This window comes from Roseateles sp. 22389, from assembly GCF_052044995.1.
Classification (GTDB): Bacteria; Pseudomonadota; Gammaproteobacteria; order Burkholderiales; family Burkholderiaceae_C; genus Roseateles.
The window spans coordinates 1-19112 of the sequence record NZ_JBQEOF010000035.1 but is presented as its reverse complement, the minus strand read 5'-3'; the positions used below and the strand labels follow the sequence as shown (position 1 = coordinate 19112).

14 protein-coding genes and 1 tRNA gene are annotated in these 19112 nt (G+C 63.9%); 14 read left to right on the top strand and 1 reads right to left on the bottom strand.

Annotated elements, in window-relative coordinates:
* The 10 genes from tuf (ACTJKJ_RS27050) to rpoC form a co-directional block, all read left to right on the top strand.
* Window positions 1-1179: elongation factor Tu (tuf, locus tag ACTJKJ_RS27050; RefSeq protein ID WP_440821023.1), on the top strand; the 1179-nt coding region annotated here is incomplete at its 5' end.
* A 17-nt stretch (window positions 1180-1196) separates the two neighbouring features.
* Window positions 1197-1272 (top strand) — tRNA-Trp (locus ACTJKJ_RS27045).
* Window positions 1273-1418: 146 nt separating this feature from the next.
* Entirely contained in the window at window positions 1419-1802 is a 384-nt protein-coding gene (gene secE / locus ACTJKJ_RS27040) for a preprotein translocase subunit SecE (RefSeq protein ID WP_091728126.1), read from the top strand.
* Window positions 1803-1824: 22 nt separating this feature from the next.
* A complete protein-coding gene (gene nusG, locus ACTJKJ_RS27035) occupies window positions 1825-2409 on the top strand; it encodes a transcription termination/antitermination protein NusG (RefSeq protein ID WP_091731642.1) in 585 nt (194 codons plus the stop codon).
* Window positions 2410-2626: 217 nt separating this feature from the next.
* Window positions 2627-3058 (top strand): 50S ribosomal protein L11, encoded by a 432-nt coding sequence (gene rplK, locus ACTJKJ_RS27030; protein ID WP_440823240.1) that lies wholly within the window; start codon window positions 2627-2629, stop codon window positions 3056-3058.
* Window position 3059: 1 nt separating this feature from the next.
* A complete protein-coding gene (gene rplA, locus ACTJKJ_RS27025) occupies window positions 3060-3767 on the top strand; it encodes a 50S ribosomal protein L1 (protein ID WP_091728122.1) in 708 nt (235 codons plus the stop codon).
* Window positions 3768-4055: 288 nt separating this feature from the next.
* Complete coding sequence (rplJ, locus tag ACTJKJ_RS27020) at window positions 4056-4583, top strand: 50S ribosomal protein L10 (RefSeq protein WP_297390175.1); 528 nt, start codon at window positions 4056-4058, stop codon at window positions 4581-4583.
* A 49-nt stretch (window positions 4584-4632) separates the two neighbouring features.
* On the top strand, window positions 4633-5013 hold the full coding sequence (rplL, locus tag ACTJKJ_RS27015; RefSeq protein WP_091728117.1) for a 50S ribosomal protein L7/L12: 381 nt from the start codon (window positions 4633-4635) through the stop codon (window positions 5011-5013).
* Between the two features lie 379 nt (window positions 5014-5392).
* Window positions 5393-9514 carry a DNA-directed RNA polymerase subunit beta gene (gene rpoB, locus ACTJKJ_RS27010; RefSeq protein WP_440823237.1) on the top strand — a complete coding sequence of 1374 codons (4122 nt, stop codon included), beginning with the start codon at window positions 5393-5395 and terminating at the stop codon, window positions 9512-9514.
* 18 nt (window positions 9515-9532) lie between these two features.
* Window positions 9533-13756: a DNA-directed RNA polymerase subunit beta' gene (gene rpoC / locus ACTJKJ_RS27005; protein ID WP_091728111.1), complete on the top strand. Its 4224-nt coding sequence runs from the start codon at window positions 9533-9535 to the stop codon at window positions 13754-13756.
* A gap of 122 nt (window positions 13757-13878) precedes the next feature.
* On the opposite strand, the gene ACTJKJ_RS27000 is transcribed toward rpoC, so the two are convergent.
* A complete protein-coding gene (locus tag ACTJKJ_RS27000) occupies window positions 13879-14370 on the bottom strand; it encodes a PIN domain-containing protein (protein ID WP_297382984.1) in 492 nt (163 codons plus the stop codon).
* Between the two features lie 234 nt (window positions 14371-14604).
* Between ACTJKJ_RS27000 and rpsL the strand changes: the two genes are divergently transcribed.
* The 4 genes from rpsL to tuf (ACTJKJ_RS26980) form a co-directional block, all read left to right on the top strand.
* Window positions 14605-14982 carry a 30S ribosomal protein S12 gene (gene rpsL, locus ACTJKJ_RS26995; protein WP_091728101.1) on the top strand — a complete coding sequence of 126 codons (378 nt, stop codon included), beginning with the start codon at window positions 14605-14607 and terminating at the stop codon, window positions 14980-14982.
* 154 nt (window positions 14983-15136) lie between these two features.
* A complete protein-coding gene (gene rpsG, locus ACTJKJ_RS26990) occupies window positions 15137-15607 on the top strand; it encodes a 30S ribosomal protein S7 (RefSeq protein WP_091728098.1) in 471 nt (156 codons plus the stop codon).
* Between the two features lie 69 nt (window positions 15608-15676).
* Window positions 15677-17779: an elongation factor G gene (gene fusA / locus ACTJKJ_RS26985; protein WP_440823233.1), complete on the top strand. Its 2103-nt coding sequence runs from the start codon at window positions 15677-15679 to the stop codon at window positions 17777-17779.
* Window positions 17780-17937: 158 nt separating this feature from the next.
* The coding region (gene tuf, locus ACTJKJ_RS26980) for an elongation factor Tu (protein WP_440821259.1) at window positions 17938-19112 on the top strand (1175 nt) is incomplete at its 3' end.

The following is a 19112-nucleotide window of genomic DNA, read 5'->3' as shown; positions in this document are numbered from 1 at the left end:
AAGTTTGAACGTACCAAGCCGCACGTGAACGTGGGCACGATTGGTCACGTTGACCACGGCAAGACGACGCTGACGGCCGCGATCGCGACCGTGCTGGCGGCCAAGTTCGGCGGCGAAGCCAAGGCCTACGACCAGATCGACGCGGCGCCGGAAGAAAAGGCCCGCGGCATCACGATCAACACCGCGCACGTCGAGTACGAGACGGCCAACCGCCACTACGCGCACGTTGACTGCCCGGGCCACGCCGACTATGTGAAGAACATGATCACGGGCGCGGCGCAGATGGACGGCGCGATCCTGGTGTGCTCGGCCGCTGACGGCCCGATGCCCCAGACCCGCGAGCACATCCTGCTGGCTCGTCAGGTTGGCGTGAAGTACATCATCGTCTTCCTGAACAAGTGCGACATGGTGGACGACGCCGAGCTGCTGGAGCTGGTGGAAATGGAAGTCCGCGAGCTGCTGAGCAAGTACGACTTCCCGGGCGACGACACCCCGATCATCAAGGGTTCGGCCAAGCTGGCGCTGGAAGGCGACAAGGGCGACCTGGGCGAGCAGGCGATCATGCGCCTGGCCGACGCGCTGGACAGCTACATCCCCACGCCTGAGCGCGCGGTGGACGGTGCGTTCCTGCTGCCGGTGGAAGACGTGTTCTCGATCTCGGGTCGTGGCACGGTGGTGACCGGTCGCGTCGAGCGCGGCATCATCAAGGTCGGCGAGGAAATCGAGATCGTGGGCATCCGCGATCTGCAGAAGACCACCGTCACCGGCGTGGAAATGTTCCGCAAGCTGCTGGACCAGGGCCAGGCGGGCGACAACGTGGGCATCCTGCTGCGCGGCACCAAGCGCGAGGACGTCGAGCGCGGCCAAGTGCTGGCCAAGCCGGGCACGATCAAGCCGCACACGCACTTCACTGCTGAGATCTACGTGCTGAGCAAGGAAGAAGGCGGCCGTCACACCCCGTTCTTCAACAACTACCGTCCCCAGTTCTACTTCCGCACGACGGACGTGACTGGTGCCGTGGAGCTGCCGAAGGACAAGGAAATGGTCATGCCGGGCGACAACGTCAGCATCACCGTGAAGCTGATCGCCCCGATCGCCATGGAAGAAGGTCTGCGCTTCGCCATCCGTGAAGGCGGTCGTACCGTCGGCTCGGGCGTCGTGGCGACGATCATCGAGTAATTCAAGTCAAAGGCCACAGGGGCATAGCTCAATTGGCAGAGCGTCGGTCTCCAAAACCGAAGGTTGGGGGTTCGAGACCCTCTGCCCCTGCCAACGATCAGCGATAAGCGAACGTTGGTCCTAGTGGTCGCGCCAAGCCCGCGGGAGTCATCTCGGCGGGCTTTGCTGCTGGTGGGTTCGGCTGGAATGTTCCAGGCGAACAAATGTCGCGGCGCTGAGCCGCGACGGAAGTGAGTTCAATGTCCAATCCTCAAGTCGAAACCGTCACGACGGGCGCCGACAAGGTCAAGCTGGCTGGCGCCGTGCTGCTGCTGGTGGCCGCGATCGTCGCCTTCTACGCGCTGAGCAAGCAAGGTCCGTGGGTGCAGTGGGGTGCCCTGCTCGCGTTGCTGGCTGCGGCCGTGGGGGCGTTCTTCACGTCGGAGTCCGGCAAGTCGCTGATTGCCTATGGCCAGGACTCGATCAAGGAAGTGGGCAAGGTGGTCTGGCCGACCCGCAAGGAAGCTGGCCAGATGACGTTGTATGTGTTCGCCTTCGTCGTGGTGATGGCGCTCTTCCTGTGGTTCACCGACAAGACGCTGGAGTGGGTGCTGTACGACCTGATCCTGGGTTGGAAGCGCTGAGCGGGAACGGATGGGGACCAAGATGAGCGAAGATCAAAACGTCGTTGCGACCGAGTCGACCGCGCCCGCTGGCCCGGCCAAGCGCTGGTATGTCGTGCACGCCTATTCCGGCATGGAAAAGGCGGTGGAGCGCAACCTGCGCGAGCGCATCGACCGCGCCGGCATGCAGGACAAATTCGGTCGCATCCTGGTGCCGACCGAGGAGGTCGTCGAGCTGAAGAACGGCAAGAAGGCCGTGACCGAGCGTCGCTTCTTCCCCGGGTACGTGCTGGTCGAGATGGTGATGGACGACGACAGCTGGCATCTGGTCAAGCACACGTCCAAGGTCACCGGCTTTGTCGGTGGTGCGAAGAACCGCCCGGCGCCGATCTCGGAAGCCGAGGTCATGAAGATCGTCAACCAGATGCAAGAGGGCGTCGACAAGCCCAAGCCGAAGGTGGAATGGATCGTCGGCGAGATCGTCCGCGTCAAGGAAGGTCCGTTCACCGACTTCAACGGCAGCATCGAGGAAGTCAACTACGACAAGTCGAAGCTGCGCGTCTCGGTCACGATCTTCGGTCGTGCGACCCCCGTCGAGCTGGACTTCGCCCAGGTCGAGAAGGTCTGATCGGCGGTGAATGGCATGGCGGCTCGGGCCGCCATTCGTCATTCCGCCAATGAACAAGAGCCCGAAGGTGCTCGACGGCGAAAGCCGGCGCAACCTTCCGTGACCAGTCCGCAACGAGAAGCGGGCAAGAGGAGCGAGGGTACGTCTTCCGGACCAGCCCCTCGCGCTAGCACTCAGGCGAAACGGCGTGGCCGTCGTGTCGCCATCAGGAGAAAACATGGCCAAGAAGATTGTCGGCTACATCAAGCTGCAAATCCCGGCTGGCAAGGCGAACCCGTCGCCTCCGGTCGGTCCCGCGCTGGGTCAGCGTGGTCTGAACATCATGGAATTCTGCAAGGCGTTCAACGCCCAGACGCAGAGCTATGAGCCGGGCCTCAAGCTGCCCGTCGTGATCACCGCCTTCGTGGACAAGAGCTTCACCTTCATCATCAAGTCGCCCCCGGCGACCGTGCTGCTGAAGAAGGCTGCCAAGATTGACAAGGGCTCGCAGCGCCCCCATCTGGACAAGGTCGGCAAGCTGACCCGCGCCCAGCTGGAAGAGATCGCCAAGACCAAGCAGAAGGACCTGACGGCCGCCGACATGGATGCCGCTGTCCGTACCATCGCCGGCTCCGCCCGTTCGATGGGCATCATCGTGGAGGGTGTCTGACATGGCCAAGCTGACCAAGCGTCAACAAGCCCTGCAGGGCAAGGTCGAGTCGACCAAGCTGTACGCGCTGACCGAGGCGATCAACCTCGTCAAGGAATGCGCCACCGCCAAGTTCGATGAAGCCATCGATGTGTCGATCCAACTCGGCGTCGACGCGAAGAAGTCGGACCAGGTGGTCCGTGGCGCCGTCGTGATGCCCAACGGCATCGGCAAGACCAAGCGCGTCGCCGTGTTCGCCCAAGGCGCCAAGGCTGAAGAAGCCAAGGCCGCCGGCGCCGACGTCGTCGGCATGGAAGACCTGGCTGAGCGCGTCAAGGCGGGCGACATGCCCTTCGACGTCGTGATCGCCTCGCCGGACACGATGCGCATCGTCGGTACCCTGGGTCAGATCCTGGGCCCGCGCGGCCTGATGCCGAACCCGAAGGTCGGCACCGTGACCCCGGACGTCGCCACCGCCGTCAAGAACGCCAAGGCTGGCCAGGTCCAGTTCCGCGTCGACAAGGCCGGCATCATCCACGGCACGATCGGCCGTCGCTCGTTCGACACCGACAAGCTGGAAGGCAACCTGCGCGCGCTGGTCGAAGCCCTGAACAAGGCCAAGCCGGCCTCGAGCAAGGGCATCTACCTGCGCAAGATCGCTGTCTCGTCGACGATGGGCGTTGGCGCCCGCGTGGACGTCGGCACGATCAACGCCGCAGCGGCCGCCTGAGGCTTCATTCAATTGAGGCGTCACGCGAGTCTGGCGTGCGCCGATGAATTGGTGGGCTGGCCGGGGAAACCCGGCCAGGTCATCCAAGACCGCTGGCGAGAGTTCCCGCAGTTCGGGGAGCTCGCTTAATCGGAGGCTCCGGCCTCCAGCCAGCGCAGATGGCGGTCCCGCTGAAAGGATTCGAATCGCGATTCGTCGCGATGGGTTCCTGACAGAAGGTCGCTGATTCCGGTGCCCGAGACGCGATGGACCTCCGTCGCATCGAGGGCGTAATGTGAGGAGTAGACCTTGAGTCTCAATCGCAACGAGAAAGCAGCCGTCGTGTCCGACGTGGCAGCGCAAGCCGCCAAGTCCCAGACGCTGGCGCTGGCTGAGTACCGTGGCCTCACCGTTGAAGCCCTGAACAAGCTGCGCGTCACCGCGCGTGCCCAAGGCGTGTACCTTCATGTCCTGAAGAACACCCTGGCTCGCCGTGCTGTCGCCGGCACCTCGTTCGAGGCTGCAACGGACGCCATGGTCGGCCCGCTGATCTACGGCTTTTCGGAAGACGCTGTCGCGGCTGCCAAAGTCATCGCTGACTTTGCCAAGACCAACGACAAGCTCGTCATCAAGGGTGGTGCCTACGGCGGCAAGGCTCTGGACGTCAACGGCGTGAAGGCGCTGGCGGCTGTCCCGACCAAGGAAGTCCTGCTGTCGCAGATCGCCGGCCTGCTCAAGTCGCCGGTGCAACGCACCGCGGCCGTGCTGGCTGCCCTGGCTCAGCAGAAGGGTGGCGGCGCCGAAGCCGCTGCCGAAGAAGCTCCTGCCGCAGCCTGATCGACGCTGCATTCGCGCAATCAAAACACTCTGTATTTAGGAACCTATCATGGCATTCGACAAAGACGCTTTCCTGGCTGCCCTGGACAGCATGACCGTTCTGGAACTGAACGACCTGGTCAAGGCGATTGAAGAGAAGTTCGGCGTGTCCGCCGCTTCGATGGCCGCTCCGGCTGCTGGCGGCGCTGCCGCTGGTGGCGCTGCCGCCGCCGAAGAAAAGACCGAGTTCAACGTCGTCCTGACGGACGCCGGCGCCAACAAGGTCTCGGTCATCAAGGCCGTTCGCGAAATCACCGGCCTGGGCCTGAAGGAAGCCAAGGACCTGGTCGACGGCGCTCCGAAGCCCGTCAAGGAAGGCATTGCCAAGGCCGACGCCGAAGCTGCCAAGAAGAAGCTGGAAGAAGCCGGCGCCAAGGTCGAACTCAAGTAAGACCTTGTGGGGATCCGGTGACTCGTTCACCGGATTCCAATTCGCGAGAGGGGTGGTCCCATGGGGCCTCCCCTTTCCTCGTTTCAGGGTTTGTCCCTGTGCGGTTCCGGTTGACAAAGAGCAATCGAAAGCATCGTGCGGTATCATGCACGGTTCTTTCGAGTGTTCTCTGATCCGACTGCAGAGAACGGTTTGGTCGGGCCGCGGTTTGGCCGTGCGTCACGCGTGGGGTGCAACGCCCTCCGTGCCGTCCGGTGGCCGGGGTTGTCCGCCAGCGGTTGGTAGTGGCCAACCACCAAGCTTCGGGTGCAACGCCCGAACAGCCAGTCGCCGACGCAGCGCGCCTCCAGGCCAGGGGCGCGCTCGACACGGAGTCTTTATGGCGCAAGCAACCCCCTACAGCTACACCGAGCGCAAGCGCATCCGCAAGAGCTTCGGCAAGCGCGTGAGCGTGCTCAACGTTCCGTACCTGCTGACGATGCAGAAGGAGTCGTATGTCGACTTCCTGCAGAAGGATGTCGCTCCTCTGAAGCGCAAACCGGAAGGCCTGCAAGCGGCATTCCTGTCCACGTTCCCGATCGTGTCGCACAACGGGTTCGTGGAAATGAAGTTCCTCGAATTCAACATCGCCAAGCCGCCGTTCGACGTTCGCGAATGCCAGCAGCGCGGCCTGACCTTCGCCGCCGCCGTGCGCGCGAAGCTGCAGATGATCATCTACGACCGGGAAAGCCCGCAGCCCAAGACGGTCAAGGAGATCAAGGAGCAAGAGGTCTACATGGGCGAAGTGCCGCTCATGACCGACTACGGCTCGTTCATCATCAACGGCACCGAGCGCGTCATCGTCTCGCAGCTGCACCGCTCGCCCGGCGTGTTCTTCGAGCACGACAAGGGCAAGACCCACTCGTCCGGCAAGCTGCTGTTCTCGGCCCGCATCATTCCGTATCGCGGCTCGTGGCTGGACTTCGAGTTCGACCCGAAGGACATCCTGTACTTCCGCGTCGACCGCCGCCGCAAGATGCCGGTGACGATCCTGCTCAAGGCCATCGGCCTGAATCCCGAGCAGATCCTGGCGCACTTCTTCGTCTTCGACAATTTCCGCCTGATGGACTCGGGCGCCCAGATGGAGTTCGTGGCCGAACGCCTGAAGGGGGAGGTTGCGCGCTTCGACATCACCGACAAGAGCGGCAACGTGCTGGTCGAGAAGGACAAGCGCATCACCGCCCGCCACGTGCGCCAACTGGAGCAGTCTGGCACGCAGCACGTGACCGTGCCGGAAGACTTCCTGCTGGGCCGCGTCCTGGCGAAGAACATGGTCGACCCGGACACCGGCGAGATCATCGCGAAGGCCAATGACGAGCTGACCGACTCGCTGCTGAAGAAGCTGCGCGGCGCCGGCATCAAGGACATCCAGTGCCTGTTCACGAACGAGCTGGATGAAGGCGCGTATATCAGCCAGACGCTGGCGTCGGACGAGACCGCCGACCAACTGGCCGCGCGCGTGGCGATCTATCGCATGATGCGCCCCGGCGAGCCGCCGACGGAAGACGCCGTCGAGGCCCTGTTCAACCGCCTGTTCTACAGCGACGACACGTACGACCTGTCGCGCGTCGGCCGGATGAAGTTCAACGCCCGCGTGGGCCGCGACATCCCGACCGGTGCGATGACCCTGTCGAACGAAGACATCCTGGACGTCGTCAAGATCCTGGTCGAGCTGCGCAATGGCCGCGGCGAGGTCGATGACATCGACCACCTGGGCAACCGCCGCGTGCGCTGCGTCGGCGAACTGGCCGAGAACCAGTACCGCTCGGGTCTGGCGCGTATCGAGAAGGCCGTCAAGGAACGTCTGGGCCAGGCCGAGACCGAAGCCCTGATGCCGCACGACCTGATCAACTCCAAGCCGATCTCTGCGGCGCTGAAGGAGTTCTTCGGTGCGTCGCAGCTGTCGCAGTTCATGGATCAGACCAACCCGCTGTCCGAGATCACGCACAAGCGTCGCGTCTCGGCCCTGGGCCCGGGCGGTCTGACCCGCGAGCGCGCCGGCTTCGAAGTCCGCGACGTGCACCCGACCCACTACGGCCGTGTCTGTCCGATCGAAACGCCGGAAGGCCCGAACATCGGTCTGATCAACTCGCTGGCGCTGTATGCGCGCCTGAACGAGTACGGCTTCCTGGAGACGCCGTATCGCCGCGTGGTCGACTCGAAGGTCACCGACCAGATCGACTACCTGTCGGCCATCGAGGAAGGCAAGTACGTCATCGCCCAGGCGAACGCGTCGCTGAACGAGGCCGGTCAACTGGTCGACGAACTGGTCTCCGCGCGTGAGAACGGCGAATCGGTGCTGACCTCGCCCGAACGCATCCAGTACATGGACGTGGCGCCGACGCAGATCGTGTCGGTGGCGGCGTCGCTGGTGCCGTTCCTGGAGCACGACGACGCGAACCGCGCGCTGATGGGCGCCAACATGCAGCGTCAGGCCGTTCCGACCCTGCGTCCGGAAAAGGCTTTCGTGGGCACGGGCGTCGAGCGCGTGGCCGCAAAGGACTCGGGCACGGTGGTGGCCGCGCGTCGCGGCGGCGTGGTCGATTACGTCGACACGAACCGCATCGTGATCCGCGTGAACGACGACGAGACCGTGGCCGGTGAAGTCGGTGTCGACATCTACAACCTGATCAAGTATCAGCGTAGCAACCAGAACACCAACATCCATCAGCGTCCCATCGTCAAGCGTGGCGACCGCGTCGCCGCGGAAGACATCATCGCCGACGGTGCCTCGACCGACCTGGGTGAACTGGCTCTGGGCCAGAACATGCTGGTCGCGTTCATGCCGTGGAACGGCTACAACTTCGAAGACTCGATCCTGATCTCCGAACGCGTGGTGGCCGAAGACCGCTACACCTCGATCCACATCGAGGAACTGGTGGTCATGGCGCGTGACACGAAGCTGGGCTCCGAGGAAATCACCCGCGACATCCCGAACCTGAGCGAACAGCAACTGGCGCGTCTGGATGAATCCGGCATCGTGTACATCGGTGCCGAGGTGAACCCGGGCGACGTGCTGGTCGGCAAGGTCACGCCCAAGGGCGAGACCACGCTGACGCCGGAAGAGAAGCTGCTGCGCGCGATCTTCGGCGAGAAGGCCTCGGACGTGAAGGACACGTCGCTGCGCGTGGACCAGGGCACCAACGGCACCGTCATCGACGTGCAGGTGTTCACCCGTGAAGGCATCCAGCGCGACAAGCGCGCCCAGCAGATCATCGACGACGAGCTCAAGCGCTTCCGCCTGGACCTGAACGACCAGCTGCGCATCGTGGAAGCCGACGCGTTCGATCGCGTCGAGAAGCTGTTGGTGGGCAAGGTCGCCAACGGCGGTCCGAAGAAGATCACCAAGGGCACCGTCATCGCCAAGGACTACCTGGCCGAGGTCGAGAAGTTCCACTGGTTCGACATTCGTCCCGCCGAGGACGACATCGCCAACCAGCTGGAATCGATCAAGAACTCGCTGGAGCAGACCCGTCACAGCTTCGACCTCGCCTATGACGAGAAGCGCAAGAAGCTGACGCAGGGCGACGAGCTGCCCGCCGGCGTGCTGAAGATGGTCAAGGTGTACCTGGCCGTCAAGCGCCGCCTGCAGCCTGGCGACAAGATGGCCGGCCGTCACGGCAACAAGGGTGTCGTGTCCAAGATCACCCCGATCGAGGACATGCCCTACATGGCCGACGGCACGCCCGCTGACATCGTGCTGAACCCGCTGGGCGTCCCGTCGCGGATGAACGTGGGTCAGGTGCTGGAAGTCCACCTGGGCTGGGCCGGCAAGGGCATTGGCCAGCGCATCGGCGACATGCTCCAGCGCGAGGCCCGCGTGGCCGAGCTGCGCGAGTTCATGGACCAGCTGTTCAACCAGAACGGCGGCAAGTCCGAGGACCTCGCCCAGCTGAGCGACGAGGAAGTCCTGGGCATGGCCCGCAACCTGCAGCACGGCGCCACCTTCGCGACCCCCGTCTTCGACGGCGCGAAGGAACAGGAAATCCGCGCGATGCTGAAGCTGGCCTATCCGGACGACATCGCCGCGAAGAAGGGCCTCACGCCCAGCCGCACGCAGGCCTTCCTGTATGACGGCCGCACCGGCGAGCAGTTCGAGCGTCCGACGACGATCGGCTACATGCACGTGCTGAAGCTGCACCACCTGGTGGACGACAAGATGCACGCCCGTTCGACCGGCCCGTACTCGCTCGTCACCCAGCAGCCGCTGGGCGGCAAGGCGCAGTTCGGCGGCCAGCGTTTCGGCGAGATGGAAGTGTGGGCGCTGGAAGCCTACGGCGCTTCGTACATCCTGCAGGAAATGCTGACGGTGAAGTCCGACGACGTGAACGGCCGGACCAAGGTGTACGAGTCCATCGTCAAGGGCGAGCACTCGATCGAAGCCGGCATGCCCGAGTCGTTCAATGTGCTGGTGAAGGAAATCCGTTCGCTGGGCATCGACATCGAGCTCGAGCGCAACTAAAGAGAACAGGAGAAACGTATGAAGGGTTTGTTGGACCTGTTCAAGCAATTCACCCCGGACGAACATTTCGACGCGATCAAGATCGGGCTGGCCTCGCCCGAGAAGATCCGCTCGTGGTCGTTCGGCGAGGTGAAGAAGCCCGAGACCATCAACTACCGGACCTTCAAGCCGGAGCGTGATGGCCTGTTCTGCGCCAAGATCTTCGGCCCGATCAAGGACTACGAGTGCCTGTGCGGCAAGTACAAGCGCCTGAAGCACCGCGGCGTGATCTGCGAGAAGTGCGGCGTCGAAGTCACCCAGACCAAGGTGCGCCGTGAGCGCATGGGCCACATCGAGCTGGCCGCTCCTTGCGCGCACATCTGGTTCTTGAAGTCGCTGCCGTCGCGTCTGGGCCTGGTGCTCGACATGACGCTGCGTGACATCGAGCGCGTGCTGTACTTCGAGGCGTACGTCGTCGTCGATCCGGGCATGACCCCGCTGAAGAAGTTCAGCATCATGTCCGAGGACGACTACGACGCGAAGCGCGTCGAGTACGGTGACGAGTTCATCGCGCTGATGGGCGCCGAAGGCATCCAGAAGCTGTTGGCGGAAATGGATCTCGACGTCGAGATCGACCGCCTGCGCAACGACATGACCGGCTCCGAGCTGAAGATCAAGAAGAACTCCAAGCGCCTGAAGGTGATGGAGGCCTTCAAGCGCTCGGGCATCAAGCCGAACTGGATGGTGCTGGAAGTGCTGCCGGTGCTGCCGCCGGACCTGCGTCCGCTGGTGCCGCTGGACGGCGGCCGCTTCGCGACGTCGGACCTGAACGACCTGTACCGCCGCGTCATCAACCGCAACAACCGCCTGGCCCGCCTGCTCGAGCTGAAGGCCCCTGAGATCATCGTGCGCAACGAAAAGCGCATGCTGCAGGAAGCCGTCGACTCGCTGCTGGACAACGGCCGCCGCGGCAAGGCCATGACCGGCGCGAACAAGCGCGCGCTGAAGTCGCTGGCCGACATGATCAAGGGCAAGAGCGGTCGCTTCCGGCAAAACCTGCTGGGCAAGCGCGTCGACTACTCCGGCCGTTCGGTCATCACCGTGGGCCCGACGCTCAAGCTGCACCAGTGCGGCCTGCCCAAGCTGATGGCGCTGGAGCTGTTCAAGCCCTTCATCTTCTCGCGCCTGGAGGCGATGGGCATCGCCACCACGATCAAGGCGGCGAAGAAGGAAGTCGAGAGCGGCACCCCGGTCGTCTGGGACATCCTGGAAGAGGTCATCAAGGAGCACCCGGTCCTGCTGAACCGCGCGCCGACGCTGCACCGCCTGGGCATCCAGGCGTTCGAGCCGGTGCTGATCGAAGGCAAGGCGATCCAGCTGCACCCGCTGGTCTGCGCGGCGTTCAACGCCGACTTCGACGGTGACCAGATGGCCGTCCACGTGCCGCTGTCGATCGAAGCGCAGATGGAAGCCCGCGTGCTGATGCTGGCCTCGAACAACGTGCTGTTCCCGGCCTCGGGCGAGCCGTCGATCGTGCCGTCGCAGGACGTGGTGCTGGGTCTGTACTACGCGACCCGCGAGCGCACCAACGGCAAGGGCGAGGGCATGGTCTTCTCGGACATCCCCGAGATGATCCGCGCGCTGGAGAACGGCGCGGTGGAGATCACCGCCAAGATCAGCGTCCGCCTGACCGAGTACACCAAGAACAAGGACACGGGCGAGTGGATCCCCGAGACCAAGCTGGTGGACACGACCGTCGGTCGCGCGTTGCTGTCGGAGATCCTTCCGAAGGGCCTGCCGTTCAGCAACATCAACAAGGCGCTGAAGAAGAAGGAAATCTCGCGCCTGATCAACACGTCCTTCCGCAAGTGCGGCCTGAAGGAAACCGTGGTGCTGGCAGACAAGCTGCTGCAGTCCGGTTTCAAGCTGGCCACGCGCGCCGGCATCTCGATCGCCATCGACGACATGCTGGTGCCCAAGCAGAAGGCCGAGCTGATCGACCGCGCCGAGAAGGAAGTCAAGGAGATCGAGCAGCAGTACGTCTCGGGCCTCGTGACCGCCGGCGAGCGCTACAACAAGGTCGTCGACATCTGGGGCAAGACCGGTGACGAAGTCGGCAAGGTCATGATGTCGCAGCTGTCGAAGGAGAAGATCCTCGACCGCAACGGCAAGGAAGTCGAGCAGGAGTCGTTCAACTCGATCTACATGATGGCCGACTCGGGCGCGCGGGGTTCCGCGGCGCAGATCCGTCAGCTGGCCGGCATGCGGGGCCTGATGGCGAAGCCGGACGGCTCCATCATCGAGACGCCGATCACGGCGAACTTCCGCGAAGGCCTGAACGTTCTGCAGTACTTCATCTCCACCCACGGTGCTCGTAAGGGCCTGGCGGATACGGCGCTGAAGACCGCGAACTCCGGCTACCTGACGCGTCGTCTGGTCGACGTGACGCAGGACCTGGTCGTGACCGAGTCCGATTGCGGCACCGACAACGGCATCCACATGCGCGCGCTGGTCGAAGGCGGCGAGGTGATCGAGTCGCTGCGCGACCGCATCCTGGGCCGCGTGGCAGCCATCGACGTCGTGCATCCGGAAACGCAAGCCACCCTGCTGGTCGCCGGCAACATGCTGGACGAGGACACGCTGGATGTGCTGGAAGCGGCCGGCGTCGACGAGGTCAAGGTCCGTACGCCGCTGACCTGCGGCACGCGTTTCGGCCTGTGCGCCAAGTGCTACGGCCGTGACCTGGGTCGCGGCGGCATGGTCAACACCGGCGAAGCGGTCGGCGTCATCGCCGCCCAGTCGATCGGCGAGCCCGGCACCCAGCTGACGATGCGGACCTTCCACATCGGCGGCGCGGCGTCGCGCGCGGCGGTGGCCTCCAGCGTCGAAGCCAAGTCGGACGGCATCATCGGCTTCAATGCCACGATGCGCTACGTCACGAACGGCAAGGGCGAACTGGTCGTGATCTCGCGTTCCGGCGAAATCATCATCACCGACCCGCACGGCCGCGAGCGCGAGCGTCACAAGGTGCCGTACGGCGCCCTGCTGAACATCAAGGTCGACCAGACCATCAAGGCCGGCACGATCCTGGCGACCTGGGACCCGCTGACCCGCCCGATCATCACGGAATTCGCCGGCCAGGCGAAGTTCGAGAACGTCGAGGAAGGTGTCACCGTGGCCAAGCAGGTCGACGAGGTGACGGGTCTGTCCACGCTGGTCGTGATCGACCCGAAGCGTCGCGGTGCCGCCAAGGTGGTCCGTCCGCAGGTCAAGCTGCTGGACGCCAACGGCCAGGAAGTGAAGATCCCCGGCACCGATCATTCGGTGACGATCGGCTTCCAGGTCGGCGCGCTGATCCAGGTGCGCGATGGTCAGGAGCTCGCTCCGGGCGAAGTGCTGGCGCGTATCCCGGTGGAAGGCCAGAAGACCCGCGACATCACCGGCGGTCTGCCGCGGGTGGCGGAACTCTTCGAAGCCCGTTCGCCGAAGGACGCCGGCTTCCTGGCGGAGCAGACCGGCACGGTCTCGTTCGGCAAGGAGACCAAGGGCAAGGTCCGCCTGGAGATCACCGATCCGGAAGGCCGCAAGCACGAGCTGCTGGTGCCCAAGGAAAAGAACATCCTGGTGCACGAAGGCCAGGTGGTGAACCGCGGCGAACTCGTGGTCGACGGCCCGGCCGATCCGCAGGACATCCTGCGTCTGCTGGGCATCGAGGAACTGGCGCGCTACATCGTCGATGAAGTGCAGGACGTCTACCGTCTGCAGGGCGTGAAGATCAACGACAAGCACATCGAGGTGATCGTTCGCCAGATGCTGCGCCGCGTGCAGATCGTCAACCCGGGCGATTCGTCCTACATCGCCGGCGAGCAGGTCGAGCGTTCGGAGCTGCTGGACACCAACGACCGCCTGCGCGGCGAGGGCAAGATGATCGCCACGCACGCCGACGTGCTGCTGGGCATCACGAAGGCCTCGCTGTCGACGGACTCGTTCATCTCCGCGGCGTCGTTCCAGGAAACGACCCGCGTGCTGACCGAAGCCGCGATCATGGGCAAGCGCGACGAACTGCGTGGCCTGAAGGAGAACGTGATCGTCGGTCGTCTGATCCCGGCCGGTACCGGCATGGCCTTCCACCAGGCGCGCCGCGCCAAGGAAGAGATGGACGACGCCGAGCGCCGCTCCATCGCCATGCAGGAAGCCGAGGAAATGGCGGCGGTGCAATTGTCCGCGCTCGACGCGGCCAGCGATGCCGGCACTGGCGAGTAATCGAAGCGACCCGGGTCGAGCCGTCCGCGGCTCGACCACCCGAAGGCTGCCGTCCCGCAAGGGCGGCAGCCTTTTTCATTGCCCGCATCGTGGCGCGGGCGCCCAGCGTCCGCGCGCGCGGCTCATCCAGCGTTCAGCTTCAGCCAGGCGGCTGGCGAGAGGATGGGCAGTCCAAGCCGGGCGGCGCGCTTGGCCACCTTCAGCACGGCGCGATCACGCGAGATCAGCCAAGTCGGTGCCGTCGCGGCGAGTGCCAGGCCGAGATCAATGAATTTCTGGTCGTCGGTGTCGCTGCATCGGGGGCGCGCGATGCTCAAGGAGGGTTCCTCGACGAACCGGCAATGTTGCGTGAAGGCCGTCTCCACGCGCTGGAGGTCCGGTGAATAGCGGGCCGCGACGCCCCGCCCGATCACGTGCAGCAGCTCCGCCTTCATCGCCGCCGTGGCGACCCAATGTAAGTGCCGGCTCTCCACTGCAGCGATGAGCGGCAACAGGGTGGACTCATCGAACACCAGCCAGTCCATGACGACCTGCGTGTCCAGGATGACCAGTCGGCCCGGGGCGGCCGTGTTGTCCGGAAGCGGCGGAAGGGTGATGGAGACAGCGTCGGTCATAGGGTCCGGCAGCATAGCGCCTTGTGCGATTTCACTGAACTCGCCTACAATCGCCGGCTCTCCAGCATGTCTTGATGCGTCCGGGGTCCAGGTTTCGAACCGGATCCGGGGTTGATCCGAGCGTGGTGCCGCAAGGTGCTGCGCTTTTGTCGCTTGTGGAACGCCTCGATCTGACGCGGTGCCACAAGGCCAGGATGCGCTGGGGTTGTGACTTCAAACGGGAACAAGTTACTTATGCCAACCATCAATCAGCTCGTTCGCCACGGTCGTGAGACCGAGGTGACGAAATCCAAGTCGCCGGCCATGCAGTCGTGCCCGCAACGTCGTGGCGTCTGCACCCGCGTGTACACCACCACCCCGAAGAAGCCGAACTCGGCGCTTCGTAAGGTCGCCAAGGTGCGCCTGACCAACGGTTTCGAGGTCATCTCGTACATCGGCGGTGAAGGCCACAACCTGCAGGAACACAGCGTCGTGCTCGTGCGCGGCGGTCGTGTCAAGGACTTGCCGGGTGTGCGTTACCACATCGTCCGCGGTTCGCTGGACCTGCAGGGCGTGAAGGACCGCAAGCAAGCGCGTTCGAAGTACGGCGCCAAGCGTCCGAAGAAGGCTTAATCAGCCCAGGTCTTGGTGGCCGAGAGGTCATCGAATTTTTGCGGCCCGAGTGCAGGTGCACCGGCAGCCGAGTAAGTGGATCCCCCCAGATGTCGGTGGAGATCCGCGGCGGGGCGAGAGCCCTGACCAACTGAAGCATTGAAGGAAGAATCCCATGCCACGTCGTCGCGAAGTACCCAAGCGCGAGATCCTGCCGGACCCGAAGTTCGGTAGCGTTGATCTGTCCAAGTTCATGAACGTCATCATGGAATCGGGCAAGAAGGCCGTCGCAGAGCGCATCATTTACGGCGCCCTGGAGCAAGTCGAGCAGAAGTCCGGCAAGGACCCGCTCGAGGTCTTCATGATCGCGATCAACAACGTGAAGCCCATGGTCGAAGTGAAGTCCCGTCGCGTTGGCGGTGCGAACTACCAAGTTCCCGTGGAAGTTCGCCCCGTCCGCCGTCTGGCCCTCGCCATGCGCTGGCTGAAGGAATCCGCGCGCAAGCGTGGTGAGAAGTCGATGGCTCAACGTCTGGCCAACGAACTGCTGGAGGCCTCCGAAGGCCGTGGTGGCGCGATGAAGAAGCGCGACGAAGTCCACCGCATGGCAGACGCCAACAAGGCGTTCTCGCACTTCCGCTTCTAATCAAGACCTCTCTGGCCGCCTCGGGTTACTACTGACCCGATGGCGGCTCCATGCATTTGGAGTGACACCATGTCCCGCAAGACCCCCATCGAGCGCTACCGCAATATCGGTATCTCGGCGCACATCGATGCCGGTAAGACCACGACGACCGAACGCATCCTGTACTACACCGGTGTGAACCACAAGATCGGTGAAGTGCACGACGGCGCCGCCACGATGGACTGGATGGAGCAGGAGCAAGAGCGCGGCATCACGATCACGTCGGCCGCGACGACCTGCTTCTGGAAGGGCATGGACATGTCCTACCCCGAGCACCGCTTCAACATCATCGACACCCCCGGGCACGTGGACTTCACCATTGAAGTCGAGCGCTCGATGCGTGTCCTGGACGGCGCATGCATGGTCTATTGCGCCGTCGGTGGCGTGCAGCCGCAGTCGGAAACCGTCTGGCGCCAGGCCAACAAGTACAAGGTGCCCCGCCTCGCGTTCGTCAACAAGATGGACCGCACCGGCGCGAACTTCTTCAAGGTCGTCGACCAGATGAAGACCCGCCTGAAGGCCAACCCGGTGCCCGTGGTGATCCCCATCGGCGCGGAAGAGAACTTCAAGGGCGTGGTGGACCTCTTCAAGATGAAGGCCATCATCTGGGACGAAGCTTCCCAGGGCATGAAGTTCACCTTCGAAGACATCCCGGCCGACCTGGTCGAGGTGGCTCAGGAATGGCGCGAGAAGATGGTCGAGGCCGCGGCCGAAGCCACCGAAGAGCTGATGAACAAGTACCTCGAGACGGGCGACCTGACCGAGGAAGAGATCAAGGTGGCGATCCGCAAGCGCACGATCGCGACCGAGATCCAGCCGATGCTGTGCGGCACCGCCTTCAAGAACAAGGGTGTGCAGCGCATGCTGGACGCCGTCATCGACTTCCTGCCCTCGCCGCTGGACATCCCGCCGGTCGCTGGCACCGATGAAGACGACCAGCCGGTTACGCGTCAGCGTACCGACGAAGAGAAGTTCTCGGCGCTGGCCTTCAAGCTGATGACCGACCCGTATGTGGGTCAGCTGACCTTCGTGCGGGTGTATTCGGGCGTGCTGCAGTCGGGCGCGACCGTCTACAACCCGGTGCGCGGCAAGAAGGAGCGCATCGGCCGGATCCTGCAGATGCACGCCAACCAGCGTGAGGAAATCAAGGAAATTCTGGCGGGCGACATCGCGGCCTGCGTGGGCCTGAAGGACGTCACCACGGGCGAAACCCTGTGCGATCCGGACAGCATCATCACGCTCGAGCGCATGGTGTTCCCGGAGCCGGTGATCTCGCAGGCCGTCGAGCCCAAGACCAAGGCCGACCAGGAAAAGATGGGTATCGCGCTGGGCCGTCTGGCTGCCGAAGACCCGTCCTTCCGCCTGCGCACCGACGAAGAGTCCGGCCAGACCATCATTTCCGGCATGGGCGAGCTGCACCTGGAAATCATCGTCGACCGCATGAAGCGTGAATTCGGCGTGGAAGCGAACGTCGGCAAGCCGCAGGTGGCCTACCGCGAAACGATCCGCAAGTCGGTCACCGACGTCGAAGGCAAGTTCGTGCGTCAGTCGGGCGGCAAGGGCCAGTACGGTCACGTCGTGTTCTCGGTCGAGCCGCAGGAAGCCGGCAAAGGCTTCGAATTCGTCGACGCCATCAAGGGCGGCGTGGTTCCTCGCGAGTTCATTCCCGCGGTGGAAAAGGGCGTCATCGACAGCCTGCCGAACGGCGTGCTGGCGGGCTACCCGGTCGTGGACGTGAAGGTCACGCTGACCTTCGGTTCGTACCACGACGTGGACTCGAACGAAAACGCGTTCAAGATGGCCGCCTCGATGGGCTTCAAGGAAGCCTGCCGTCGCGCCAGCCCGGTCATCCTCGAGCCGATGATGGCCGTGGAAGTCGAAACGCCGGAAGACTATGCTGGTACGGTGATGGGCGACCTGTCCAGCCGTCGCGGCATGGTGCAGGGCATGGACGACATGGTCGGCGGTGGCAAGATCATCAAGGCGGAAGTGCCGCTGTCCGAGATGTTCGGCTACTCGACCTCGCTGCGTTCGGCCACGCAAGGCCGCGCGACGTACACGATGGAGTTCAAGCACTACAGCGAAGCTCCGAAGAACGTCGCCGACGCGATCGTCACCGCTCGCGCGAAGTGATGAACCGAGCCGGTGCTCTCGAGCGCCGGCTCATCTGTTTCTCGATCATCGATTCGTCTTCGCAGCAAGTCCCCTCGGTTGCCGGTCGCCGGGGAATCAGGATGCTGCGGAAACGCTAAACCAACAGACCGGGCGAATGCTCTTTTTGGAGAATTGAAATGGCAAAGGGTAAGTTTGAACGTACCAAGCCGCACGTGAACGTGGGCACGATTGGTCACGTTGACCACGGCAAGACGACGCTGACGGCCGCGATCGCGACCGTGCTGGCGGCCAAGTTCGGCGGCGAAGCCAAGGCCTACGACCAGATCGACGCGGCGCCGGAAGAAAAGGCCCGCGGCATCACGATCAACACCGCGCACGTCGAGTACGAGACGGCCAACCGCCACTACGCGCACGTTGACTGCCCGGGCCACGCCGACTATGTGAAGAACATGATCACGGGCGCGGCGCAGATGGACGGCGCGATCCTGGTGTGCTCGGCCGCTGACGGCCCGATGCCCCAGACCCGCGAGCACATCCTGCTGGCTCGTCAGGTTGGCGTGAAGTACATCATCGTCTTCCTGAACAAGTGCGACATGGTGGACGACGCCGAGCTGCTGGAGCTGGTGGAAATGGAAGTCCGCGAGCTGCTGAGCAAGTACGACTTCCCGGGCGACGACACCCCGATCATCAAGGGTTCGGCCAAGCTGGCGCTGGAAGGCGACAAGGGCGACCTGGGCGAGCAGGCGATCATGCGCCTGGCCGACGCGCTGGACAGCTACATCCCCACGCCTGAGCGCGCGGTGGACGGTGCGTTCCTGCTGCCGGTGGAAGACGTGTTCTCGATCTCGGGTCGTGGCACGGTGGTGACCGGTCGCGTCGAGCGCGGCATCATCAAGGTCGGCGAGGAAATCGAGATCGTGGGCATCCGCGATCTGCAGAAGACCACCGTCACCGGCGTGGAAATGTTCCGCAAGCTGCTGGACCAGGGCCAGGCGGGCGACAACGTGGGCATCCTGCTGCGCGGCACCAAGCGCGAGGACGTCGAGCGCGGCCAAGTGCTGGCCAAGCCGGGCACGATCAAGCCGCACACGCACTTCACTGCTGAGATCTACGTGCTGAGCAAGGAAGAAGGCGGCCGTCACACCCCGTTCTTCAACAACTACCGTCCCCAGTTCTACTTCCGCACGACGGACGTGACTGGTGCCGTGGAGCTGCCGAAGGACAAGGAAATGGTCATGCCGGGCGACAACGTCAGCATCACCGTGAAGCTGATCGCCCCGATCGCCATGGAAGAAGGTCTGCGCTTCGCCATCCGTGAAGGCGGTCGTACCGTCGGCTCGGGCGTCGTGGC